Genomic DNA, 24,736 nt, shown 5'->3' on the forward strand with positions numbered 1-24,736 from the left:
CGTGAGACCTAAGTTAGCGTTTCTGCTGAATCGAAGATTACACTGCTGAGTTCGCGTTCCGTTTCTGGAGTCCATTGAGCATCCTCGTATCTGACCCAAAACCGAGTTGCTCTCAGTTCTATCTTGAGATCATAGAGAAAAGATAGAACACCGGTTACATCGCTGACATCCTCTGGAAAGAAAGTGAATTCCACATCCGCACTGCCGTCATCCATCCATTCGACGTAACACTGCGCTTGCCCAAAAACTGCTCTTCCCGATTGGAGTAAAATGAGTAACGCGCTAGAGGTGGAACAGGCAGGTTCTGAAAGCTGATCGAAAGCAACGTCTTTACCGTCTTGGTCAAACACTTTGATGGTTTTGAAATGCTCGTCAAAGTACTTGTAGACTTCGTTGATACAGACGTGTTCCACACCCACAAAGTTGACGTCTCTGCAAGATCCGTCGGCATCTAGGACAGCAGCTCGAATTTGATCAGTTAGTTGGTTCATTGCGCCGCCACCAACGTTTCTGGTTCACCCTCTGGCAAGATCGTTTCGCCGGGACATACGATTGTGAATTGAACGGGTTCGCGGGTGACGTTGACCTCTTCGCTTTCGAGGGTCGCGACTGTGAAATCGCTGTTCTCCAACCCGCCGTCTTCGGGGAAGTCCTCGCGATAATGCGCCCCACGGGAGTTTTCGCGAGCGATTCCGGCCTTGGTGATGACTTCTGAGATATCACAAAGTGACCGCAAATTCAGCCAGTCATGCCAGGTGAGGTTGAAGGCCAGATTGCTGGCATCCACGCCTACATTCATCAGCGCGTCCGACACCTGCGCAATGCCATCGAGCCCGCGCTTCATCCCCGCCTCGGTCCGCATCACGCCGACCTCTTCCCACATGCACTCCTGAAGCTGTTTGCGCAGGGGCAGGATCAGGTCGGGTTTCCGGGTCAGTGGATAGGTGGCGCGTTCGAATTCGGCGGCCAGCACGTCCTCGTCCGGGTCGCGCAGCGTCATCGCACCCACGTCATGGCCCATCGTGTCACCCGCGATGCCGCCGTAGACGGTGGAGTTGGCGACCCCGTTGCCACCCAGCCGGTTTGATCCGTGCGCGCCGCCTGCGTCCTCGCCTGCGACGTATAGCCCCTCCATCGCGGTGCGCGTGTCCACATCGACCACGACACCGCCCATGAAGTAGTGGGCCGTCGGCACCACCTCGACCTTGCCCGCGGCGAGATCAAAGCCGCTGTCGGCGCAGCGTTTGACCATGCCTTTGAATTTCTGAGCCACCCAGTTCGGGCCAAGGTGGGACATGGAGATGAATACACCCTCCTGATCCGGATTGTTGTTCTTGCGCATCTCGGCATAGATGCCGCGACTGACGACATCGCGGGTGGCACGCTCGCCCTTGCCGTCGTAGTCGAACATGAAGCGCTGGCCGGAGTGGTTGATCAACTGCCCGCCTGCCCCGCGCAACCCTTCCTCAAGCACCGTTCCAGTCATGCGCGTATGGTCACCAGCGAGGAGGCCCGTGGGATGAAACTGCACCATCTCCATATCACGCAGCGGCAAGCCTGCGCGCAGGGCCATGGCGAGGCCGTCCATCGTCTTATCCCCCGAGGGGGTGTGATACTTGTACATGGTTGGGCCACCGCCCGTGGCCATCAGCACCGTTTTGGCGCGGACCAAACGAAAGCGTCCGGTGCGCATGTCGATCATCAGGACGCCCGCCAGCGCGGAGCAATCTTTCGTTGGAATGAGGCCCACCGCCCGGTGTTCTTGCATCTTCTCGACGCCACTCGCCAGCACCTTTTCCATCAGGCGGTTGATGATCTCGATTCCCGTCAGGTCGCCCTTGTGCACGGTCCGGTCAGCGGTCTGGCCCGCGAATGCCTTTTGGTGAAGCGACCCGTCGGGATTGCGATCAAAGAAGCATCCGACCTCGTTCTCCAGCTCGCGGATGCGCACCACGGCCTGTTCGCACAGGCGCCACGCCATGTCCTGATTGGGCAGCCACTTGCCGCCCTGGATCGTGTCCATGAAGTGCCGCTCGACCGTGTCGCCGCCGCCCAGCGCAACGTTGTAGCCGCCCTGCACCATGCGGGTGCAGCCGCATTTGCCGATCAGCCCCTTGACGGCGATGCTGATCTTGGTGCCTTCGGGGGCGGTCTGTTGTGCGTGCAGCGCCGCGAAGAGGCCCGCGCCCCCGGTGCCGAGGATCAGGATGTCTGTGTCGTGGCGTTCGATATCGCTCAGTTTCATGTCACACCGCCTGCATCAGAAAGAGCGTGGCAATCAGGAAGGACAGGGCCGTCGCACCTGCGGCGAGCGTCTTTTGCGGAGGCGTCCACGGAAGCCATTCCATCGCCATGAGGCGCAGGCCGCCGAACATGTGGACGGCCAGCAGAAAGACCAGTCCGACCTCTGCCAGTTTGACCGCTCCGATGTCTGTCAGCGCCAGAAAACCATCCAGCCGCGCGGGGTTCGTCAGGGCCAGCGACAGGATCCAGAAGTGGAAGGGTAGGAACAGGGCGAGGCCGAGCCCCGACAGCCGGTGCAGGATATAGGCGAGCCACAGGGGATGCACCCGCGATGTTATGCCTGCGGCCCTCATGCGAATGTCACGGCCCAGACGGCCCGTGCCCCCAGTGCGAAGAGGGCAAAGCCCACCACCCACATGAATACCTCGAGCGCTGTGTCTTTCAAACCGCCCCACTCATGCACAACCGTGCGCAGGCCGATGGCGCCGTGGATCGACACGGCGGCAACGAACAGGCCGTAGAACAGAAACCAGGCGATGGACCCTTGGGTTCGACCCAGGATTTCGGCGGCGCTTAGCCCCCCTTGGATTGCATAGATCATCACGGCGAGGTGGCCGAGCACCAGCGGTGCCATCAGGAGGGCCGTGATCCGTTGCAGCATGTAAAGGCGCAAGCTCAGCATTAGCGGCCCCTCCGGAAAAACGACTTGGCCGTTTCGCGTTTCAGACCGGCGATGGCGGACATCGGGTCGAGATCGTTTGGGCAGTAGGTGGTGCAGGAGCCCATCGAGTGGCAGTTATGACAACCGCCACTGCCCGAAACAGCGTCGAGGATGGCCACGCGCCCTTCGTCCTTTGCGTCATTGAGCAAGGTCCATGCGCGTTGCAGCGCAGCCGGGCCAAGATAGTCGGGGTTGCCCGCAACGGTGTCACAGGCCGCATAGCAAACCGAACAATTGATGCATTCGATCCCGGCATTTGCCTCGACCCGTGCTTCGCTGGTTTCGTCTACCGGGGCGATTGGGTCGTCGCGGGTCAGGGTGCCATGATGCACACCTTCGGCCCCGACCCACTTGTCAAAGAACGGGTCCATATCGACGACCAGATCCTTGACCACCGGCAGATTGCGCAGAGGGCCAATAGTAACCGCGTTGTCCTTGAGGACCTTGGACATGTGCGTGCGACAGGTCCACCGGGGCACCCCGTTTACCATCATTGCGCAACTGCCGCACATCCCCACACGGCACGCAAACCGGTAGCTGAGCGTTGGGTCGGCATTCTGCTGCACCCAAGACACAACGTCGAGCACGGTTTGGCTTTCGTATGCGGGCACGTCGAACACATCCCACGTGTCCGGGCCACGTTCGATGGTTACCTTGAGCGAATGTGCTGTCATGGTTGGCTGGGACTTTCCCGGGCTGCATGTTTCGTGTCAGAGTATAGCTTACAGAATTGCTTAATGAGTGCGATAATTTCTGAAGCTTCTTGTTAGAAAAGCTTACAATTATTCGATCCGGATGGCTGGATGACACAAAGTTCCGAACCAGACCTGAACACTGCATTGGCCGAACGCTATTCGGACGCGCCCGATACGGGGATGTCAGAGGAGCCGCTGCTGCAATCGATGGCGGCCCGCGGGTCGTGCCGCGCCTTTGAAGCGGCACCGGTTCCGGACGATCTGTTGCAAACGCTCTGCGCCATTGCGCTGGCGTCGCCCACCAAAAGTGACCTGCAGCAGCGCGACATCGTTGTGTTGAAATCACCCGAAGCGCGCGCACAGCTTGCAAAGCTTGTGTCCGGCCAAGCGTGGGTCGCGCAGGCGCCTGTGCTGTTGGTGTTTTGCGGGAACAACCGGCGTCAGCGGTTGTTGCACACCTGGCATGACGTGCCGTTTGCCAATGATCATATGGATGCGGTCATCAATGCGACGGCAGATGCGGCCATCGCCCTTGGTGCATTCGTTACAGCGGCTGAAGCGGTGGGCTTGGGATGCTGCCCAATCAGCGCCGTGCGGAACGACGCGCAAGCCGTATCTGAGTTGCTCGGGCTGCCGGATCACGTGTTTCCCTTCGCCGGTCTGGCGCTGGGGTATCCGAGCGAGGCGCCCGAGATTGCAAAGCGACTGCCGTTGAGCGTCACGTGCCATGCGGATCGGTATCAGGAGGATGGTCTGCGCGACGCGGTTCACGCCTATGACGCAGATCGTGCCGAAGCGCAGCCATATGCAAAGCAGCGTTTTGTCGAAGCGTTCGAAGAAGCGGAGCACTACACTTGGTCAGACGACAAGGTGCGCCAATACAGCCGGCCGGAACGTGCAGGTTTTGGCGCGTATCTGCGCAGGCGGGGCTTTTGCGTCGACTAGGACGCTAGGCTTGGAAATTGGTGATGACAGCGGTGCCCGGCGGGGTGGGGCCATGCATGGCCCGCAATTCGGCGCTGGCACCGGACAAGGGAACCTCGCGCGCCACCATGGGTCTCAGGTCAACATCGCCCCGCTCGATCATCGACAGGAGCGACGGGTACTTCCACGCAGGCATGCCGCGTGTGCCGAAGAACGACAACTGCTTGGTATAGATCGCCCGCATGTTCACCTGCATCATGCCGGAACCCGCTGGCATACCCACATGCACGTGGCGGCCCAAGGTGCGCAGGCAATCCACCGACGCGTTGGTGGTTGCTTCGATCCCAAGGGCTTCGACCGACACATGGGCGCCGCCGCCGGTGATGTCCCGGATCGCAGCGGCCGCGTCGGTATCGGCTGCGTTTACTGCTGCATCCGCGCCAAGGGACTTGGCATGGGTCAGCTTTTCCTCGACCACGTCCACAACAACCACCTGTGCCCCAAGCATCTTGGCCAAGAGCAGCGTGGCAAGGCCAATGCCCCCGGTGCCATGTACGGCCACCCATTCACCTGCCCGCGCATTGGCCCGATCGGTCAGCGCATGCCACGCGGTGGTCACCCGGCATCCCAGACCGGCGGCCAGCGCGGGTGTCATCGTATCGGGCAGATGCACGAGATTGTGGTCAAATGGCACGGCCACGTATTCCGCATAGGCGCCCGGCACCCCGAAGCCCGGCACCACCTGGTTTTCGCAGGTATTGGACACACCGGTGTGGCAGGCTGGGCAGTCGCCGCAAGACAGGATGAAAGGTGCGATCAACCGGTCGCCCAGCGCGTGTTTCGCATGTGGTCCCGCATCGACCACCGTGCCGCAGTATTCGTGGCCGAGGATCGATCCGTCTTGGACGCGAGGATGTTCACCCGTCCATCCGTGATAGTCGGATCGGCAAACGCCGCAGGCCGCGACCTCGAGAACGACGCCGTTGTCGGGGCAAACCGGGTCGGCCACCGTTTCGATCGACAAGTCTTGGCTGAATGTGCGGACGACGGCTGCGCGCATGGAGACACCCGGAAGCTGTTTCGAATGTGGCAGATGATCTGCCCTTGGACCCGTTTACCCGCCAAGCAAAAGAAATCAAAAAGTATTCTCAGCCTTCGGCACCTTGCCTGTTTTGGCATATGTGCCGGCCCTGCGTGCCCAGAACGGGCGATCCACCCATCGTTGTTCGGTGCTGTAGACCTGATGCAATGCCGTCAGATACTGTTCGACCCCCTTGGCAACACTTTCGGCGTAGGCGTGCATCTTGCCCCGATCCTGCGCGACAAACGCATCCGCAGCTTGTATGGCGGACCAAAGTGCAGTTGTCATGCCGTGCGACGAAAGAGGGTCAAACGCTGCGGACGCGTCTCCTATCGCGACCCACCCAGCGCCGATGGCGGGGGCGATCCAGCTGCTGTTTGTCGTGATCCGCTTGGCATCGCCGCTTATCCGGTAACCGTAGTCCGAGAGATAGGCTGATATGGCCTTGGTACGGTGCGCATTTTCCTCGAGCTGCGCGTTGTCAAACCCGGGCAAGTCCGCGTCTGAATAGAAGTTCACAATGACGCGTTGGTCAGCCAAGACGGACATGTACCACCATCCGCGCGCTTCGGCCTCGATCAGTGTGACGGGCCTTGGGTCTTCCAGCGCCGAGCTGGTGAACAAAGCGTATTGGCAGCTCAGTTTGTCGGCTTGAAACCGGGTTGCAAACTTTGATGCGACAATTGCCTTCCGTCCGGTGGCATCGAACACGAAACCCACCTTGATCTGATTGTCACCGGCATCCAGGTGCCAAAGCCCGTCGGCAACGCGCAGGTTGCCAACGTCCTGTTCAATCCGTTGGGCACCCGCAGCGACCGCCTGTGCCGTCAGGGCATCCTCGAACGCGCCGCGATCCAGGACGATAGGTGGGCCTTCGAGATGAACGATTGCATTGCGTTCGACCAGCATGTCGCTGCCCCAAGCCGAATAGGTGCTGTGGGCATGCCGGTGGACTTCGGACCGCAGCATCGCGTCTGATCCGAGTGTTTTCAGCAGCGGAATGGCGGCGGCGCTGAGGTGTTCGCCCGGTTTGAAGGTATCCTGCCGGTTCTGCGCGATCCAAACGGGGTGTAGGCCGCCCTGCGCCAAACGCAACGCAGCCGCGGCCCCCGCGATCCCGCCCCCGAGGACGGCAACCTGATGGATCAATTGGGCAACATCCCCTGGCTCGGGTTCCAATCGAACCGGGTTTCCATGTTGTCGGCGTGCTGCATCTCGACAAACACATCACCTTGGGGTGACGGCATCCTGACGACAAACCCCATCCGTTCCCACACAGTGATCATGTTGGTGATCCCATCCCAGTAGCTGGAATTGGCGTGGTACCCGATGCCTGCGACGCCACGCGACCAGTTGACCCGGCTTGTAAGGAACTTGTCCCGCTCGGCTTCGGTCAGGGTCTCATCAAGGCTGGCGGCGTAGTAGGGTTCGGGCAACACATCGATGGGCAGCAAGGCTGGCCACCACACGGCGGTGGGATAGTTCTGCTGCAGCAGCACCTGTTGGCAACTGAACGCATCGCATTGCCATGGCAGGCCCATCCACCGGGTCAGGTCGCCTGCCATCTGTGGTCCGATTGCGGGCGGCGTATCTTCAAATCCTCCGAATGCAATCTCGGGCGTCAACAAACGGCCAAGGTTCTGGTTCAGGCTTGGTCGATCCCCATGCGCGATGCGGAATGGTTCAGCTGTTTCATCGTAGTTGCGCGCATACATCTCTTTGAGCCGCAGGTAGTAGGTCAGTTCCACCCCGGGATGGAACGCCCCTCCGGAACAGGGTTCGAGCGCGGCTTGGGTCAGCGCCCCCGGCTGCAATTCGAGCGGGATGTCATCGAAGCTTTGGTAGTCTGCTATCGGATCCTCGGGGAATTGTCCGTCATAATCGTCGACAAAGTCACCCGCCGCCCAAGCAACTAGATAGTCATATTGCAATTTGGGGAACTGGAACCACTGCAGGGGACTGCCGTCATAATTCACGCCGTCGCCCAGCATATAGGGGATCTTCAGTCGTTCTTCGATGTAGGACGTGTCAGTCAGGTTGTAAGGGTTGCGGAACAGATCGAAAATGGATTGTCTGAACGCGGCATTCTCTGGCGACGGGTCAGCAAGTTGCGCCACGTAGGCAGGGTCGCTCAGGTCTCCAATCGCCATCCAGCCCTGACGCAAGTTAGCGGCTTGTGTCACCCACTCCATCAACGCAACCCGCCTGAAGGTTGGGTAGATGTATGTCATGAATGAGATCGGAAGCGCTGGCGCGTCTGACCAACCTTCCTGCACGTTCAGGTCGGCGACCAAGTCATAGAGCGTGGTAATGGGGGGAATTTCCGGCGCGAAGTTTGGACCGACACAGGCCACCCATGACGGTTCAGCCTCAAGCATCTGATCGCCAATTTGCACCAGCGCGGTGACCGGTCCATCGCACCAATCGTCATGCCAAGCGTTGTTGTCTGCAAAGCTTGTGATTGCGGCATTGCTGGGTGAATTGGACACGCCGTCCGGTGGGACCACCAGCAAGCGCCCGGCATCATCGGTGCGAAGTTGACCCAAACCGACCGAGATTGCGTCAGCCTGCCCACCCCAGAACGTCCCTTCGAATTGGTAGTTGGAATCGTTGCCAGCCTGATTGGTGCCAAGTCCCGAAATTTCGCGCGCGCCACCGTCGATGATCAGGTTTTCTTCGCGGTCCGCATTCGTGACAAAGTATTGATTGCGCTTTTGCGAAGGCAGGCCGGGGGCCAGATCACCATTGTCGAGAGGATTGTTGAACCCGTACCAGTTCGCCTTTGTGTTGGCCAAATGGACGCCCCACGTGATGTCCTCGCCCGTGACTTCGCCAATGATCCTGTCCTCTGCGTCAAAGGCATAGACGCGAAAGCGCTGGACCTGCTTTTTGACCTTCTCAAGCCCGTCCTTGAAATTTCCATCCTCGGGCTGCGGTGGCAGACCCGGCACTTCGGGCGCATAAAACCATTTTGGTGATCCCCCCACGCGGCAAATGCCCAGCGCGGGGTAAATCCGCACTTTGGCAACAGCAGCGTCGGATGCTGCCAGTTCGTAGACATTTTGTGTATTTATGTTCGCCCGCGCGGGCCAAGGTGCCCCTGCGATCAATGCTGCGCTTGACGCCATGCCAAGAAACTGGCGACGGGATTTGAAATCTGAACGATCTGACACAATACACCTCTTTAAAAAATTCCTTCGAGACAAGCGTCTACGCAAAGGCTCAAAAAATCAACCATAAGGTGTGTCGTTCGGCTGGATAAAATGCAATTGCGGGTTTGACCAAGCAAAGCGTTTACAAACGCAAGCGCATGGGGGTTTTAGCGCAGTTGAGCACTGTCCCCTTGTATCTTCAGCTTCCAATCTTCGATCAATGTACCTTTGGTTTTTAGGCGGCTGGCCAGATAGTACAGGCGCTGTGTTGCCGGACCATTTGGTGCCGTTTCAAAGCGCTGTTTGAGGTAGTAGGGCGGAATGGCCTGAGAATAGAGTGTGGCCGCGACGGTCACATCCTTGGCGTCGACACCGGATGGCAGCGCGATCTTGTAGGTCAGTTCATCTTTTCCCGCTTTCACGCCCTCATCATGCTCTGCCCGGCCTTCTGGCATTGTTGCCTTCATGAAGGCGGCTGTGACCTCTGACGTGCCAAACCGTTTCACGAACGCTTCCGTGCCGGGTTCGGCTGCCCCCCATGGCAGTAACCGGTTGTCCTTCGGGTGATAGACCCGATGGACGAAGCTGGTCGTGAATTCCCTTTTGGCGTTCTGCGTCAGCTCTTCGTAGATTTGGACCTGTGTCTCATCATCAATCAGATTGTAATGTGGCTGATACAGTGCCTCGGTCGCGCCTTCGGGTACAAAGTCCAGGAACTCGGTTTTCAAGGGCTGTTTGTCTGGTCCGATGATGACCCCGGCGCCGTTTGTGCAACCGGAACACCAAAGCTGCGTGCCACTGCCATCGGTCACTCGAACTTCGAGAAATGCGCGGCGGAAGCCGACGCCGGATGGCAGACGGTGACCGGTCTTGTTATCGACGCTGACCACGGCTTCGAGCGTGCCGTTGCTTTCCGTCAGGCTTTCGATTGCAACATCTGCCGTTTCATCCCGCGCCTGCAGCGCCATCGTGTCGAGTGCCAGTTGCGCGCCGTTTGTCGCGTAAGTCATTGGATCCTTGGGACCCAATCCCATCTCTTCGTCGAATTGCGACAACATCTTCACCATGAAGGCGTTGAGACCGACAAAGTTGTGACGTTTGTAGGTGTCGCGGAACGGCACATCGATCTCTTCATGCGGTAGCGCGTTGGGCACTTCGGGCAGGTTGGTGTCCTGGATTGATGCGATTTGCGTGGTCAGGCTTTCGATATTCACCGTCCCATCCAGAGTTTCGAAGTTGCTTTTCATGTGGCAGTCCTGACAGGACTGCGCCGTGCCCGCATCGGCGAATTCACTGTTCTGCCATTCAATGAATGTCGCCTGTTCAACCGAGTGCTGAAACTGCACCAGCGGCTCGCGATAGGTGACGCCAAACTCATCCTTCAGGAACGCAACCGCATTCTTTGCGGAGTCGTTGAGGATGGCCTGTTCGGCAGGTGTGAACCCGGGCAGCGGCTGATCTGTTGCGGCATCCACATTGGGCAGGTTGATCGTATGGCAGGCGCCACACATCTCGCTGTCCTTGATGTAATCATTGTGCAGCGGCGTGATGCCCATCGCATTCTGCATCGGCTTTTGTCGGACGTCAGAATAGGGGCCGATCAATTCATCCGCAGCGTTCATGCGGAACACCCCGGTTGTGCCGTTCATCAGATAGGTATCGAGTTTGTTGTAATCCGGTTGTCCATCCGCCCGCTCTGGCGGCGCGATGTGGTGGCACACGGCGCACGAGATGCCCTCGCGCGCGAGGTTTCCATATTCGTGATAGGGGTAAGTGCCGTCCGCGATTTGCTGGTCTTTTTCTTCAAGCGTCAGCGGGTCATGCAACAGGACGTATTCGGGTTTGAAGTTATTGCCGTCCAGTCCGAGATCGGGATTGGCATGTGCGTCAATCTCAAGCTGGCGCTGTCCCATGGCACCGTGACAGGACAGGCATGTCGTGCCCAGGTTGCCGGACAAGTCGCCGACACCGGCTTGGTCCAGCAGCGCAAACTCTGATTCCAGTTGCGCATAGAAAATCGGGTCGCGCCCGGCCAGACCCATGGGGGACCAGCGCCATTCGCCGTATTCCGAGATGTTGTAGCCATCGCCATAGTCCGGGCCGTTCTTGATGAACATGGTCACGCCTGATGGCGCGCCGCCCAGGCCGCCATGGCATCCAAGACAGTTGTCGGAGGTCAGGAAATGCTGGGTGTCATTGGGGCGGGCGGGCACATGGTCCAGCCATTCGCTTGGCAGGGTCTGCAAGTTGGCACGCGTAATATCGACCCCGCCCGTGCCGGGGAACATGGCGGTGAACTCGGGGTTCTGATCGACGGGAGACGCGGTTGCGGCCGCCACATGTGCGGCGCGCATGGCAGCCGGATCGTGGGGATCGTTCAAATAGGCTTTGATCAACGTCGTCAGATCCACACCGAATGCAGGTTTTTGCTGTTTTGGCAGGTCTCGCCAGCTTTCATCGACGCGGAAGATCAACGGTTCGCCCGGATATCCTTCGATGTTCTCAAGTGCGGAAAAGATCAGCTCTTCGGCCGCAGACGCATGGCAGCGCATACACATCCCGTCGCCGCCCGCTCCGAGCGGTGGGCTGTAGGGCGGCTGGAAATTGTCGATGACCGGCTTGCGCGCTTTCATGTCATCCTTGCCGGCGAAATAGACCGAGGCAAAGAACCATCCGCCATGCGACAGCTGGCTGTCCTTGACCATGACCGTCCAATTCAGCCCGCCGGTGTCATAGGCATAGTCGGCCATTTCCTTGGCGACTTTTTCGGGGTCATCCTTGTATTTTTCGACAAGCGCCGCGTGATGTTCGTTGTATTTGGCAGACGGTGGATTCACCATTTCCTTGATGACGATTGCGCCATCTGCAATCGCGCCTTCGCGGCCGTTTTCCAGCCAGGACATGATTTCGGGGGAATAGTACATGCGCACTGCGGGATGAATCCCAAAGCTCATATTGAATACGAACGGGCCGGTATCTCTCCAGCTTTTGTCACGGTTCCAACCGAGGCCGACATATTCGCGTTTGGCGATCCAGGGGAACAGCACCCTCTCGTAGTCAATAAGCGGCAGGCTGGACGGTAGAGGAAGATCGGCGGGCTGGGATTGGGTCGGTTCACCTGCTGCGAATGTTGCGGTCGCGCTGACCGTTGGCAGCAGTAAAAGCAATGCAAAAACGAAAATACGTGCCCGGAACATCAGCAATCCCCCAGATTGTCTATGCGAAACAGTATTCCCGCAAAACGTGTTCTGACAAACTGTTTTGGTGTCAAGAATTGTTACAGTGGGGTTCTGTGCCCGGCCTGATGGTGTTGAGCAAGGTCGTCTGCAGTTGTCTTACAGGGCATATCAACGACTCACGATTTCATCGTCACTCGTGTGATCGGTCGGAGCTTTTGGCTCAAACGGCTCAGGTTTGATGTGATGCCACCGCACCGTTTGAGCCAAAGGGCGACGCCCCGTGCGGGGCGTAACCCTACAGGAAGTCGTCGCGCCGGGGCGTGAAGCTGTCGATCAGCGTCCCGGGCGCGAGGCAGACGCAGCCATGTGTCTGCCCCGATGGAATGACAAAACTGTCCCCCGGACCAACAACGCGCTTTTTATCCCCCAACGTGAATTCGAAGCGCCCGCTTTCCACATAGGTGGATTGAACGTGGGGATGATCATGCAACGCGCCGATGGCGCCTTCCGCTGAGAAGCGGAAGGCCACCACCATCATCTCGGGGTGGTCAGCCAGCACTTGCCGTGTGACGCCCTCGCCCGTCTGAACGACCGGGTGGTTCGGAGTGCCGGTCATGAAAACAGCATGCCGCCGTTGATGTCGATGTTTGTTCCGGTCAGGAAGGCGCTGTCATCACAGGCGAGGAACAGCACGAGGTTCGCGGCATCTTCGACATGGCCCTGCCGCTTGAGCGGGGCGTTCGCTTCGAACCCGCGGCGGCCTGCGTCGGGTGTGTGGATGTTGTGGAAATCGGTGTCGATCATACCGGGGCAAAGCGCGTTGACGCGGATATCCGGGCCCAGTTCCTTGGCCAGCCCACGTGTCATGGTCATGACGGCCCCCTTGGATGTGGCATAGGCCACCGCACCTGGCCCACCCCCGTCACGTCCGGCCTGGCTGGCAAGATTGACAATGGCCCCTTGCGACATGTGAGCAAGGCAGGCCTTTGTCATCAGGAAAGTGCTTGTCAGGTTCAGGGACATGACAGCATTCCAATGATCCACGTCCATCTCGGCGATGGTCTTGCGTGCGATCAGGCCCCCGGCATTGTTCACGAGGATGTCTATGCCACCGAAGGTCTCGACCGTCTTGGTCACCAGTGCATCAACATCGGTCGCCTCGTTCAGATCACCTTGGATCGCGATGGCCTTGCCGCCGACCGCCTCGACCTGCGCCACCGTCTCCTCTGCGCCCTTTGAGCTAGCGAAGTAGTTGATGGCGACATTGGCCCCTTCGGAGGCCAGTTTCACGGCAACGGCACGTCCAATATCGCGGCCACCTCCGGTCACGATCGCGGTTTTGCCTGCAAGTTTCATAAAGCTCTCTCCTGTCAGGGCGGGCGCTATGCGGCCCGGGGGTTCGGGATGAATGAGGTTCACGGGATCAGGGGAATGCCCCGGGCATGAGGGTTCTGGGAAGCCACAATATGATGTCGGGAACCGCCGCGAGGAGGATCAGGATCGCCAGCATTGGGGCCAGTATGATTGCCACTTCGCGCAGCACCTGCACCACGTTGAGGCCGCCGATAGCTGATGAGATCAGCAAGCATAACCCGTAGGGCGGTGTCACCAATCCGAACGCCAGCGACACGATCCCGATGATCGCGAACGCGATGGGGTCGACCCCGCCGGCCTGCGCCACCGGCATCAGAACTGTGCCAAGGATAATGATTGTCGGGATTGCATCGATGAACAGCCCGAAGATCAGGAACAGTGCAGCGATGACCAAGGCGGTGCCAAACGGGCCGAAGTCCCACGCGGTCAGGATACCGACGATCAGGCGCGGCGCATTGTAAAAGGACAAGAGCCAGCCAAAGGCCGTTGCAGTGCCGATGGCGAACAGGGAAATCGCAGCGAACCGCGCTGTGTCGTACAGGATGAAGCCAAGATCGCGTGGCTTGACGGTTCGGTAGACGAACATGCCCAGGATCAGGGCATAGCCCGCTGCGATAATGGCGCTTTCTGTTGGCGTAACGATGCCCCCCACGATGCCACCAATCACGAAGATCGGCGTAAGCAGCGCGAGAGCGGCCCCTTTCCAGGCTGCGAGGAATTCACGCCAGTCCGGCCGCGCCGTCACGGGATAACCGCGTACCTTTGCAAAGCCATAGACCGTCGCCATCAGCGCCAGTCCGATCATCACCCCGGGTATGGCGCCCCCCAGAAACAGCGCCCCGACCGAGACTTGCATCACACCGCCCCAGACGATCATCAGGATGGACGGCGGAATGATCACCCCCATCACGGACGAACAGGCGGTGATCGCGACGGCAAAGCGTGTGTCATACCCTTCCCTCTGCATGGCGGGGATCAGGATCTTGCCAATCCCGGCAGCATCCGCCGTGGATGAACCGGAGATACCGGCAAACAACATGGAAACGGCCACATTCACATGCCCAAGTCCGCCGGGCAGCCAGCCCGTGAGCACGCGGGCCAGTTCGATCAACCGATCCGTGACTTTGCCACTGTTCATCAGATTTGCCGCAAGCAGGAAAAACGGCACGGCCAGAAGGATGAACGAGTTGTATGACTGGAACATCCGGTCCAGCACGATGAACGGCGTCAGGCGCAATTCGATCAGGACAACTGGCACCGTGGACAGGCCAAGCGCAAAGGCCACAGGAATCCGGATCAGGATGAGAATGAGGAAGCCCGCAATGAGCATGAGGCTCGCTGTGGCAGTGTCGAGGATCATTGGGTCGCTCCGGCGGGTTGGCGGAATGCCAGGAATTCCTGCGCAAGTCGGTAGCTGGCAAAAATGGACCAGATCACGCCGACAACGGGCAGGGAAATGTGGGTGATCAGAAGGTTGGCGCGCATCATCACTGAACGCTGGTTGCTGCCAAACTCGGCGTATTCGATCCCGTAGATTGCAAACATCAGCCCGAATATGAGGATCGCCAGATGAACAATGCCGTTCTGGATCAGACGCAGCACGGGGCGCTGTGCATCCGGGATCACACGCACATCGAAGTGTGTGCCATCCCAGACAGCCACCATTGATCCGATCATGACGATCCATATGAAGATGAATGTCGCCAGTTCCTCGGTCCACAGATACGTAGGGATCAGGCCGGTGTACCGAGATATTACCTGCATCGCGACCGGGATGGCCAGAACGCCCATCAGCACGCCGAGCAAGATACGAAGACCGATGCAAAATCGGTCTAGAAGTCGTCCAACCATGTTCTGTCCTATGCGGGAGTGTCCCGAAACCGGGTCAAAGAGCCGACGGACGGCACCCCCGAAAGGTGCCGTCCGTCATCATGAAATTACATCCCGCGGATGCGCTCAAGCAGTTCGGTTGCACCCAGCTCTGCAGCATAAGCGTCCTGGACCGGCTGCACGAGTTCGAGCATCTCTTCACGTCCGGCGAAGTCGTGAACCTTGATCTGGCCGGCGTCCGCCATCGCCTGTAGCTTTTCACCGTCCTGCCCGCTTTCAAGGGCACGACCAAATGCACCGGCCTCGGCCCCTGCATCCATGATGGCAGCCTGCAGATCGGCGGGCAAACCGTCAAAGATCTTGGCCGACATCACGATGGGACGCACTGTGATGGTGTGCTGTGTCAACGAGATATGCGGAGCAACCTCGTAGAACTTCAGGTTCTGGATTGACGCCGCTTCGTTTTCGAAGCCTGCGATCACACCGGTCTGGATGGCGTTGTAGACCTCGTTATACGCGATGGCCGACGGCGCGGCACCCACGGCTGAGAATGTCTGTGCCTGGATTGGAGCACCCATCACCCGCATCCGGTGACCGGCGAGTTCTTCCATATTGGTGATTGGTTCGGCCGAGGCGAGGTTGCGCACACCGCCGCCGTGATAGCCAACAATGACAATTCCAGCAGCTTCGCGCAGATCAGCCTCAAGCGGTTGCAGCGCGTCCGATGACAGAACCGCGTTCCAATGGTCGAGATCCCGGAACAGGAAAGGCATGTCCATCAATGGAATCGATTCCGAAAAGACGGCCATGTTGGACGGTGCGAGGATCGTATAGTCGACCGCCACGCCCTGATTGAGATACGTCACATAGTCGGATTCAACGCCCAGTTCCCCGTTCAGACGCAGATCGAATGCGACCTCACCGTCATATTTATCGGCAACCAGCCGTTCGAATTCGCGCAGGGTCTGAGTGAACGCATGTTCTTCGTCGAACATGCTTGCGCCCCGCAAGGTTACGTCGGCTTGCGCGATGGAAACGCCGCCGATCAGGACAGCAGCAGCGGTCGCTGCCTTCAGTGAAAAGTTAAACATGTGAGCCTCCCATTCATGTTCTGGTCTTCCTGTGCGGTTGCCGTCCTCCTCAGACGGAAACCATAGTGGAAGGCGTAGGCTTGCGGGTCTTAAGCTGAATCATGTGGAGCCGAGTGAGCCGTTGATTGCTGGCCACTGCAAATCCCACGAGACTTCACTCCTATCGACCCGGTTGTCCCGTCCCTTCCTGAAGTGAAGATAGGCAACACGAAAACTTGCATACTAGTCAACAAGAAAGTTTACATTTTACGGTATCTGTTTATTTTCAACGTTGCGGAGCGCTGTTTCAGATGTTGTCTGGTATACAGAAATGGGGGCTTCCCAAGCCTTGTATCTTTGGCAAAATGCGCCAATCGAATATCGGAAAGACGAACACCAATGGCATCCACAGAGACCGTCGATCGCATCACCAGCACGGACCGCATCTTCGACGAATTGTTTGCTCGAATCGTCGGGCTTGATCTGCTTCCCGGTACAAAGATTTCTGAGACGGATGTTGCGAAGTCTTTCGGATATTCACGCCAGCCGGTGCGCGAGGCGTTTACGCGGCTTGCCAATCTCAACCTACTGCTGATCAGGCCCCAACGGGCCACGATTGTTCGCCCATTCTCGCGCGATTTGATTGCAAATGCACGGTTCGTGCGCGCCGCCATTGAACTTGAGGTGGTACGCACTGCCGCCCAGTCACGGAACGTGGCATTCGATGCCGATCTCAAGGCGAGTCTGCGCGGTCAGCGGGATGCAATTGCGGCGGAGGACACGAAGGCGTTTCATGATCTGGATTACGACTTTCACCGCTTGCTTTGTCTGTCGGCCGGCCGCCCCTTTGCATTCGAGATGATCGCTGCAAACAAGGCACAGGTCGACCGGTTGTGCATGTTGTCACTCACCAGCACTGAGGCCATGCAAACGCTGTACGAAGATCACGATGGGCTGGTGCAGGCGCTGTTTGGACAGGATGCGGAGGCCGCTGATCGCATTCTGCGCCAACACCTTAACCGTCTCGACCCGATCATCGACGCGATCTATACGACGCATAAGGGCTATTTCGAAGAATAGACACACGATGCGGATCGAGGATGAGGGGATTTTTGGCGCCCAGAAAAGGCATCATAGTCCCTTTCATGCACCTTCTTGAGATTCCCTGCGCCAAGTTTCCCGTGGAAAAATTCATTTATTTCAATGCCTTTGGCTTCAAGGGCTTCGCTTTCCTTCATGTTGTTCCTTAAAAAACCGGCGGATACTTCAGAATGGCAAAGAACAAGCTGCACGTAACGACCATCAAAAGCGCGGGGCCCGGCCTGCTCGGCGACGGCGGCGGGCTCTATATCAAAAAAACAGGGCGTGAGCGTCGGGAAGTGGCACTACCCGTACTCGTTTGCGGGCGCCCGCGTTGAAATGAAGCTTGACGGCTGGCCTGCTATCAGTTGGAGCGAAGCGCGCGAACTGCGCAATAGATATTGAACGTTTCTCAAGACAACTCGCAAGGACCCGCGCGGAGCGTGACCAGCACCATTCAACCGAGCAATACCGTTAGATGGCGGCTTTGAGCCCGTTCCGACCAAAATGCTGCATGGCGGCGAATGTCTGCTCCCAGTTCCGCCCAACGGGCTTCGATAAGCTATCGGTGCGACTGTCCCGTCAGTCTTCTCTTGATCTCAAATAGGCAATCAAGGCTGCTCTGTCTTGCTCCGCGTCAAACCCGTCAAAACCCATAGACGTACCTGGCACGAGTGCTTTTGGTGACTTCAAGAAACTATCTAGGAGCGCCTCGTTCCAAGCACCCTGCGCGTGTCCAAATGCAGATAGCGCAGGAGAATAGCCTTCGAACGAAGGGTCAGCGGCGATCCGTTTTCCCACAATTCTGGTCAGGTCGGGTCCGACCGCCAACTCGCCCGTTGCGCTGTGGCACAAGACGCATTGGGCGAATAGCTGACGCCCGCGTTCAATAGGATCATCTGGAAGCGTGTCCAATATAGTGCCCGTATATTTGGCGCGCATGGCCAACAGATCAGCCGACTGAGCATCTGACAGACTGTTTCTTACGTTCAGCATGGCCAACGCCTGCGCCCAGGTCATGCTGGCTTCGATCTCTCCCACGGATGCGCCAATCTGCGCGACCTGAGAAGCATCAATTGTGGCACCGGACAAAGCACCTTCAAGCGTCCGCATCAGTTGCGCCCGCACTGCGAGAAAATCCTCAAATACCTCAGCATTCTGGATGGCAGCTGCGTCGAGCATCTGTTGCTGATCTGGCCTCAACAACGCCAACACTTCATTCGCAACAGAGCCACGCTGCACACCGTGGTTCGATTCTATGCGCAAGCTGACAAATCCAAAATGCTGACTGGGCTTTCCGACGACTTCGAAGTCATTGAACTCCTGCGAGCCTGTGGTCCAGCTCAGCAGGCGGGCGGCAAGGTTCACAAGCTCTTGCTTGTCTTCTTGCGACAGACGCAACCGTGCAGGTTGCCGGGTGATTTGGTCACCCTGACCCGAGATGTACGCGGTTCTAATGTCGTGCAGAGCCATCTGCTGATCAGGGGTTAATGTCTGGGCGACATCGCCCAGCCGCTGTCCGATGACCCGCCCAAGCTCGGCCTCGGCTGCGCCGTAGACACGACCAAGTTCTAGAAAGGCCTCTTCAGAAATGACTTCTCCAACCAGCATATCCTCAAGCGCGCGATTCATCTGATGGCGCGCGTTCAGGGTCCGCTCGTGCGCTGGCTTCTGATCCTCTAGCAGTGCAACAAGCCCGCGACGCTGGTCGTCGGTCAGGACAGCCAGCGTGTCTTGCGCAACCGCACTGCGGGTCAAACTTTGTCCGCTGGAAACACGCAGAGCCACGAAACCAAAGAAATTGGCCGTACGACCAACTGAGATGTAGTCGTTGTTGGATGAACTGCCCGTCAGCCAGGTGAGTGTTCTGGAAGAGACAGCTTCGCGCAACCGCCGCTCATCAACTTGTTGATTGGTGATGTCGCGGAGGGCTACTGCTCTATCCTGCGCAAAAGCCGAAAAGGAAAGAAGTGGGACGGCGATTAAAGCCAAAAGCACGCGGGATCGAAAACTCATGGACATGGCGACCTCACCTGTTTGTTCTACTTCTAATACGGGGAGGTTGGGGGTTTCCGTCGAAAACATGCCCTTCGTTTTTGGTCAATGCGCCCCGGAGACCGGCATGGTTCTCTCATTGCAGGGGGCTCAGCCGGTTAGAGACGCCCTACATGAACCTGTCATCCTGAAACGACTTCACTGCCCAGTCGATAAACACACGCACACGCGCTGAAAGCTGGCGACTTCGCGGATACAGCAACGAGACAGGTACAGAGGGAACGTCATACTTTGCCAGAACTTGAATAAGACGCCCAAGCCGGAGATCGTCGTCGATGTGAAAGAGCGGCATCTGCGCCAGGCCAAAACCAAGCAAGGTGGACAAACGATAACTCTCCGGACCATTGACCGAAACCTGTGTCGGCGGCCTCAAACTCTTGATTTGGTCTTTTACAATGAAGTCGAGCGGAACGACCGCGCCTGTCGTCATAGGCCAAATACCAACCATTTTGTGGGTTTCCAGATCGCTTAGCGAGATTGGTTCGCCGAACTTCTCCAGGTAGTCACGTGAAGCACAGGTAATCCTTTTTGCCATACCCAGTGGTCGCACGATCAGATCGCTGTCTGGCAGCTCACCCCACCGCAAAGCACAATCGACACCTTCCTCGACCAGATCGACCCACCGGTCTCTTTCGCTGATGGATATTTCGATCTCGGGGTATCGGGCTAGGAAGTCCGGCAGACCCGGCATCAGAAAGTGTCTGGCCAACGTGCCCTGGACCTCAATCCGCAGGTGGCCTTTCGGTGGCGCGCCGACAAAGGCACTGTCGGCCTCTTCAACGTCGTTAAGTATCGAAAGGCATCGCTGATAGTAGGCTTGCCCATCAAGAGTTGGGCGCACGACACGCGTCGTACGATGGAGCAATTGCACACCAAGCCGTTGCTCCATCTGCTGGATCACTTCCGTGACGGTGGATCTTGGTGTCCCGGTATCGTGGGCGGCGTCGGTAAAGCTGCGGCGTTCGACGATCCGCACAAAAAGCTGCATTGCCTCAAACCGGTCCATTGCACCCTCATTGTTCGCTTGGGGCGAATAGTGATGTCAAAATATACCCCGTTATCCCGCTCCATCACCAGCATATCTTCCGGCCATCGTCAGCATGGTGCTGGCGCACGGAAAGGAGACATCATGACCAATACAAAATCTAGAACAGCAATTGTCACCGGCGCTTCCCGTGGAATTGGTGCAGCCGTTGCCGAACGTTTGGCATCCGATGGCCTTAATGTCATCGTGAACTACTCTGGCAGCGAAGAAGCGGCCGCGGCCGTCGTCAACAAGATTGAGGCCGCAGGTGGCAAGGCCATTGCTGCCAAAGCAGACGTATCCGATGCTGAGGCTGTGCGACGGATGTTCGACGCAGCTGAGACCGCCTTCGGAGGTGTTGCTGTGCTCGTGAATAACGCAGGCATTATGAAGCTGGCCAAGATCGCTGACAGCGACGACGACCTGTTCGACGCGCATATTGCCGTCAATCTCAAGGGCACGTTCAATACCATGCGCGAGGCCGCGGACCGGCTGCAAAGCGGTGGTGCAATCGTCAACTTCTCGACCAGTGTCGTGGGCACAAAGCTTGAGACTTATGGGGTGTACACGGCGACCAAGGCGGCCATCGAAACGCTGACAGGCATCCTCTCAAAGGAGCTGCGCGGGCGCAACATCACCGTCAACGCCGTGGCACCTGGGCCGACTGCCACCGACCTATTCCTCGACGGCAAACCGCCAGAGTTGATTGAGCGTTTCGCAAAGATGGTCCCGCTCGAACGGCTCGGGGAACCCCGCGACATTGCCAATGTCGTATCATTTCTGGCCGGAGAGGACGGTGCTTGGGTCAACGGGCAGACAATACGTGCAAACGGTGGATTGGTCTGAACGGACCAACCCACCAGCCGAAAACCAAGGAGCAATCAAAATGACAAAAGGATCAGAAAAACAGATTGTCGTCGTTACCGGCGCATCAAGCGGTTTTGGCGAGATGACGGCGTACGCCTTGGCCGATGCAGGTCACACTGTCTACGCGTCCATGCGCGGCACGAGCGGCCACAACGCAGATAAGGTCAGTGCCGCAAAGGACTATGCCATCAAGAACAAGGTCGATCTGCGCGTAATCGAGATTGATGTGGTCGACGAGGCATCCGTTGCTGCCGGGATTGATCAGGTTTTTGATGAGGCGGGCCGCCTTGACGTCATTGTCCATAACGCGGGCCATATGTCATTCGGTCCGGCGGAGGCGTTCACGCCCGAACAGATGGCGCAGCTCTACAACATCAATGTGTTGTCGACACAGCGCGTGATGCGCTCGGCACTGCCGAGAATGCGTACACAAGGCCGCGGGCTTGTTGTCTGGGTATCCTCATCAAGCGCCCGAGGCGGCACGCCGCCGTTTCTGTCGCCCTATTTTGCTGCCAAGGCGGGTATGGATTCGCTCGCTGTATCTTACGCATCTGAGCTGGCCCGCTGGGGGATCGAAACCTCGATCATGGTGCCAGGCGCCTTCACTACCGGTACCAATCACTTCGCGCATGCCGGGCAACCTGACGACCAGGCTGTTACCGACGCCTATCTGTCTGGCCTCTATGAAGACGTGCCTGCAAGGGCACTCGATGGGCTGCGGTCGCTCGAGCCCGCCGACGCAGACCCGTCCGCCGTGGCACAAGGCATCGTCGAGATTGTGAACGCGCCATTCGGAAAGCGACCGTTCCGGGTTCATGTTGATCCGTCACATGACGGATCAGAAGTTGTCAGCGGGGTGGCTGATCGGGTGCGAGCAGAGATGTTCCGGCGGATCGGTCTGGAAGACTTGTTATCTCCGATTGAACAGGCATCAAGCTGATCCATGAGTTAAAGCTGTGGCATTGCCGAACGAGTCTTCGGCAGTACCACATCGAGCGTCGCACACCGTACCTGCCAGATTATTGCACCCGCTCTATCATGGGCGTCTCGTTACCGCGCAGGGTCAAAACCTCAACGCCACTACCGGTGACCGCAACTGTATGTTCGAACTGAGCCGAGAGCTTTCTGTCTTTGGTTATGACTGTCCATCCGTCGCTCTCGGTTGTGACCATGCGACTGCCCCTATTGACCATCGGCTCGACGGTGAAAACCATGCCTTCGCGCAGCTTCAAGCCCGTTCCCGGTCGTCCGAAGTTCAGCACCTGCGGTTCCTCGTGCATCTCGCGACCGATGCCATGTCCGCAATATTCCCTTACAACAGAGCAACCGTTCTTTTTGGCGTATCTCGCGATGGCGAAGCCGATATCTCCCAAGTGTGCTCCTGGCCGCACCTGTCTTATGCCTTGCCACATTGCCTCTTGGGCGATCCGTACCAACCGTTTCGCAGCAGGTGGGGCATTGCCGACCAGATACGTCTTGCTTGAATCCGCTATGTAACCGTTCTTTTCGAGCGTGATATCGAAATTAACGATATCGCCGTCACGGATGATTTCATTCGGGTTTGGTACGCCGTGACAAACAACGTGATTGATCGAACAATTCAGGACATATTCGAAACCATATTGGCCCTTACTCGCCGGACGGGCGTCGAGGTCGACGGTGATGAAACGGTCGACCAGATCGTTGACTTGCAATGTCGACATGCCTTCAAGCTTCTGTCTGTCCAGCATCTCGAATACCGACGCTAGCAATCTGCCGGACAGGCGCATCAGATCCAGTTCGTCGGGGGTTTTTACCATGTTACGCTGCCGCGACGTCCGCGACACGTACCTGCGCCGCTTCCAGCTGCATCTTCACGATGTCGTTGAAGGACAGGGTCGGGTTGGCTTCGGCCAACATGCCGATCTTCATCCAGAACTCTGCCTGCGCATTGATGGACCGGCACAGCACACTGCTGGCCCGACGGACCTCTTCATGTAGGTCGTCGTTGATTTTCACGATGCCCATCTGCGTCTCCTCGAGCTCAAAATGTACGAATCGTATATGTTTCATATCATCATTGGTCGATCTGATGAAAAAAAACATAGTAGCTTGCGTTCACGAAAAGTATTGAGTCGGTTGGTTCCCACGATGGGCGATGCCGTACATCACCTCTTGCTCCAAACATCCGCATTGGCGGCGATGAACTCCTCCAGCGCGTGCGCTGGTCGTCCGGCCATGCGCGGCACGGCGTCAGTGATACGATCTTCTGAACCCGCAGCGATGTCAGCATCCATCTGTGCAAGTGTTTGGGCATAGGCTTCTGGCAGGCCGGATTGATCCCTATGTCGCGCGGCAAGCTCATCCACGCTCAGGTGATGGTGCATGACCGGGCGCTTCAACACATCGCTGAGCGTCGCCGCCACATCATCATAACTGAGTGCCGCAGGTCCGGTCAGGATCATGTCGCCTGACACACATTCTGGCTGGGTCAATGCTTCGACTGCGACGGCTGCAATATCCTTTGCATCGATGAACCCGATCCGCCCTTGATCTGCCGCGGTGTAGATCGCGCCCTGATCGCGGATGGTCGCAAGGTGCTGGCCATCAGAGAAATTCTGCATGAACCATGTCGGACGCAGAACCACCCATTCCGGCGCGTGATCGCGCAGCCAGGCATGTACCGCGCCCATCATCGGCCCACCCGGTTCCAACGAGGATGCGCTGAGCAGGACGAAGCGTCTGACGCCATTGCGGATCGCGAGTTCCATGAACGGGATCATCACGGGCAACGGTTCAGCGATGCCACTTGGCGCGACGAGATAAATGCTTTTGACGTCTTCCAGCGCTGCCGCCCAGGTGGTCTCAATCATCCAATCGAAGCGGATGTGGTCTTTGGCGCCGGGATTGCGTGTTGCGACGCGATGCCGAAGGCCGCGGGCGGAAAGCCGAGCGGATACACGGCGTCCGGTCGTGCCGGTCCCGCCCGTGACAAGGATTGTATCAGGCACGGGTAAAACCCTCCCCCTCAGGCTGGGGAACAGCGTCTCCGGTTGCAGCAAGCGTGATCCGTGGATCCCAATAGTCGGCGTAATAGACAATTTTGCCGTCGCGCGTTTCGATCACCGATATCCATTTCTGATCGTAAGATGCACCGGTTCGGCCTTCGCCGCTGCCGCGAAACTCCAGCACGACTTTGTTGGGGTCCGCCATTTCGCTGACCCGCAGGTCAAAGAAATCGTCGATGCGAATCAGGTCGGGCAAAACCATCAGGTAACGCTCCAACGCATCTCGACCGTCGATTCGGACAATGAATCCCGGCGGTGCATAGGGAGCCTCAAACACACAGTCCTCGGCGATCATGTCGAGGAACCCTTCCGCGCCCGGGGCAAGCCGGGCACCGAGCCCTTCACGCAATATGCCGGCGAGTCCTTCAAAACGGGTTTGCTGAGTGGTCATTG

At 58.1% G+C, this 24,736-nt stretch carries 24 protein-coding genes; 4 read left to right on the top strand and 20 right to left on the bottom strand.

Annotation, left to right across the window (positions count from 1 at the left end; translation table 11 throughout):
• Positions 1–8: 8 nt before the first annotated feature.
• From Q1A51_RS14995 to Q1A51_RS15015, 5 genes are read right to left on the bottom strand one after another with little or no spacing between them, the layout of a single operon-like run.
• On the bottom strand, positions 9–491 hold the full coding sequence (locus Q1A51_RS14995; protein WP_299600198.1) for a hypothetical protein: 483 nt from the start codon (positions 489–491) through the stop codon (positions 9–11).
• Positions 488–2,245, bottom strand: a complete 1,758-nt coding sequence (locus Q1A51_RS15000; protein WP_299600200.1) for an FAD-binding protein — start codon at positions 2,243–2,245, stop codon at positions 488–490. The genes Q1A51_RS14995 and Q1A51_RS15000 overlap by 4 nt, the downstream gene beginning before the upstream one ends.
• Position 2,246: 1 nt before the next feature.
• Positions 2,247–2,597, bottom strand: coding sequence for a succinate dehydrogenase (locus Q1A51_RS15005; RefSeq protein WP_299600202.1), 351 nt, complete (start codon positions 2,595–2,597; stop codon positions 2,247–2,249).
• Positions 2,594–2,926, bottom strand: a complete 333-nt coding sequence (locus tag Q1A51_RS15010) for a succinate dehydrogenase (RefSeq protein ID WP_299600204.1) — start codon at positions 2,924–2,926, stop codon at positions 2,594–2,596. Before Q1A51_RS15010 ends, Q1A51_RS15005 begins: the two co-directional genes overlap by 4 nt.
• Entirely contained in the window at positions 2,926–3,639 is a 714-nt protein-coding gene (locus Q1A51_RS15015) for a 2Fe-2S iron-sulfur cluster-binding protein (protein WP_299600206.1), read from the bottom strand. The genes Q1A51_RS15010 and Q1A51_RS15015 overlap by 1 nt, the downstream gene beginning before the upstream one ends.
• Before the next feature lie 129 nt (positions 3,640–3,768).
• On the opposite strand from Q1A51_RS15015, the gene Q1A51_RS15020 reads away from it, so the two are divergent.
• Entirely contained in the window at positions 3,769–4,605 is an 837-nt protein-coding gene (locus Q1A51_RS15020; protein WP_299600209.1) for a nitroreductase family protein, read from the top strand.
• Positions 4,606–4,609: 4 nt separating this feature from the next.
• On the opposite strand, the gene Q1A51_RS15025 is transcribed toward Q1A51_RS15020, so the two are convergent.
• From Q1A51_RS15025 to Q1A51_RS15065, 9 genes are all read right to left on the bottom strand, one after another.
• Entirely contained in the window at positions 4,610–5,644 is a 1,035-nt protein-coding gene (locus Q1A51_RS15025; protein WP_299600211.1) for a zinc-binding dehydrogenase, read from the bottom strand.
• A 75-nt stretch (positions 5,645–5,719) separates the two neighbouring features.
• A complete protein-coding gene (gene goxB, locus Q1A51_RS15030) occupies positions 5,720–6,814 on the bottom strand; it encodes a glycine oxidase maturase GoxB (protein WP_299600214.1) in 1,095 nt (364 codons plus the stop codon).
• Entirely contained in the window at positions 6,811–8,838 is a 2,028-nt protein-coding gene (gene goxA, locus Q1A51_RS15035) for a CTQ-dependent glycine oxidase GoxA (protein WP_299600217.1), read from the bottom strand. Before goxA ends, goxB begins: the two co-directional genes overlap by 4 nt.
• 146 nt (positions 8,839–8,984) lie before the next feature.
• Positions 8,985–12,014, bottom strand: a complete 3,030-nt coding sequence (locus tag Q1A51_RS15040) for a hypothetical protein (RefSeq protein WP_299600220.1) — start codon at positions 12,012–12,014, stop codon at positions 8,985–8,987.
• A gap of 277 nt (positions 12,015–12,291) precedes the next feature.
• Positions 12,292–12,612, bottom strand: coding sequence for a cupin domain-containing protein (locus tag Q1A51_RS15045; protein ID WP_299600222.1), 321 nt, complete (start codon positions 12,610–12,612; stop codon positions 12,292–12,294).
• The gene (locus Q1A51_RS15050; RefSeq protein WP_299600224.1) at positions 12,609–13,352 is read right to left on the bottom strand and encodes a 3-oxoacyl-ACP reductase family protein; all 744 of its coding nucleotides are present in this window, start codon (positions 13,350–13,352) and stop codon (positions 12,609–12,611) included. The genes Q1A51_RS15045 and Q1A51_RS15050 overlap by 4 nt, the downstream gene beginning before the upstream one ends.
• A gap of 67 nt (positions 13,353–13,419) precedes the next feature.
• Entirely contained in the window at positions 13,420–14,730 is a 1,311-nt protein-coding gene (locus Q1A51_RS15055; RefSeq protein ID WP_299600226.1) for a TRAP transporter large permease, read from the bottom strand.
• Complete coding sequence (locus Q1A51_RS15060; RefSeq protein ID WP_299600229.1) at positions 14,727–15,221, bottom strand: TRAP transporter small permease subunit; 495 nt, start codon at positions 15,219–15,221, stop codon at positions 14,727–14,729. Before Q1A51_RS15060 ends, Q1A51_RS15055 begins: the two co-directional genes overlap by 4 nt.
• Before the next feature lie 86 nt (positions 15,222–15,307).
• Entirely contained in the window at positions 15,308–16,291 is a 984-nt protein-coding gene (locus Q1A51_RS15065) for a TRAP transporter substrate-binding protein (RefSeq protein WP_299600231.1), read from the bottom strand.
• A gap of 378 nt (positions 16,292–16,669) precedes the next feature.
• On the opposite strand from Q1A51_RS15065, the gene Q1A51_RS15070 reads away from it, so the two are divergent.
• The gene (locus Q1A51_RS15070; protein ID WP_299211633.1) at positions 16,670–17,350 is read left to right on the top strand and encodes a GntR family transcriptional regulator; all 681 of its coding nucleotides are present in this window, start codon (positions 16,670–16,672) and stop codon (positions 17,348–17,350) included.
• Between the two features lie 582 nt (positions 17,351–17,932).
• Here Q1A51_RS15070 and Q1A51_RS15075 read toward each other — a convergent pair.
• Together Q1A51_RS15075 and Q1A51_RS15080 are read right to left on the bottom strand one after the other, a co-directional pair.
• Positions 17,933–19,366 carry a c-type cytochrome gene (locus Q1A51_RS15075; RefSeq protein WP_299600235.1) on the bottom strand — a complete coding sequence of 478 codons (1,434 nt, stop codon included), beginning with the start codon at positions 19,364–19,366 and terminating at the stop codon, positions 17,933–17,935.
• A 148-nt stretch (positions 19,367–19,514) separates the two neighbouring features.
• A complete protein-coding gene (locus tag Q1A51_RS15080) occupies positions 19,515–20,411 on the bottom strand; it encodes a LysR family transcriptional regulator (RefSeq protein WP_299600237.1) in 897 nt (298 codons plus the stop codon).
• A gap of 123 nt (positions 20,412–20,534) precedes the next feature.
• Here Q1A51_RS15080 and Q1A51_RS15085 point away from each other — a divergent pair, with 123 nt between their 5' ends.
• Together Q1A51_RS15085 and Q1A51_RS15090 are read left to right on the top strand one after the other, a co-directional pair.
• On the top strand, positions 20,535–21,275 hold the full coding sequence (locus Q1A51_RS15085) for an SDR family oxidoreductase (protein ID WP_299203673.1): 741 nt from the start codon (positions 20,535–20,537) through the stop codon (positions 21,273–21,275).
• Between the two features lie 40 nt (positions 21,276–21,315).
• Positions 21,316–22,236 (top strand): SDR family oxidoreductase, encoded by a 921-nt coding sequence (locus tag Q1A51_RS15090; protein ID WP_299600239.1) that lies wholly within the window; start codon positions 21,316–21,318, stop codon positions 22,234–22,236.
• A 79-nt stretch (positions 22,237–22,315) separates the two neighbouring features.
• On the opposite strand, the gene map is transcribed toward Q1A51_RS15090, so the two are convergent.
• The 4 genes from map to Q1A51_RS15110 all read right to left on the bottom strand — a co-directional run bounded on the left by map (position 22,316) and on the right by Q1A51_RS15110 (position 24,734).
• A complete protein-coding gene (gene map / locus Q1A51_RS15095; RefSeq protein ID WP_299203678.1) occupies positions 22,316–23,095 on the bottom strand; it encodes a type I methionyl aminopeptidase in 780 nt (259 codons plus the stop codon).
• Position 23,096: 1 nt separating this feature from the next.
• Positions 23,097–23,303: a ParD-like family protein gene (locus Q1A51_RS15100; RefSeq protein ID WP_299600243.1), complete on the bottom strand. Its 207-nt coding sequence runs from the start codon at positions 23,301–23,303 to the stop codon at positions 23,097–23,099.
• 140 nt (positions 23,304–23,443) lie between these two features.
• Complete coding sequence (locus tag Q1A51_RS15105; RefSeq protein ID WP_299600246.1) at positions 23,444–24,286, bottom strand: ergot alkaloid biosynthesis protein; 843 nt, start codon at positions 24,284–24,286, stop codon at positions 23,444–23,446.
• Positions 24,279–24,734, bottom strand: coding sequence for a nuclear transport factor 2 family protein (locus tag Q1A51_RS15110; protein WP_299600249.1), 456 nt, complete (start codon positions 24,732–24,734; stop codon positions 24,279–24,281). The genes Q1A51_RS15105 and Q1A51_RS15110 overlap by 8 nt, the downstream gene beginning before the upstream one ends.
• Positions 24,735–24,736 lie beyond the last annotated feature (2 nt).

The organism is uncultured Tateyamaria sp. (assembly GCF_947496075.1).
Lineage (GTDB): Bacteria > Pseudomonadota > Alphaproteobacteria > Rhodobacterales > Rhodobacteraceae > Tateyamaria.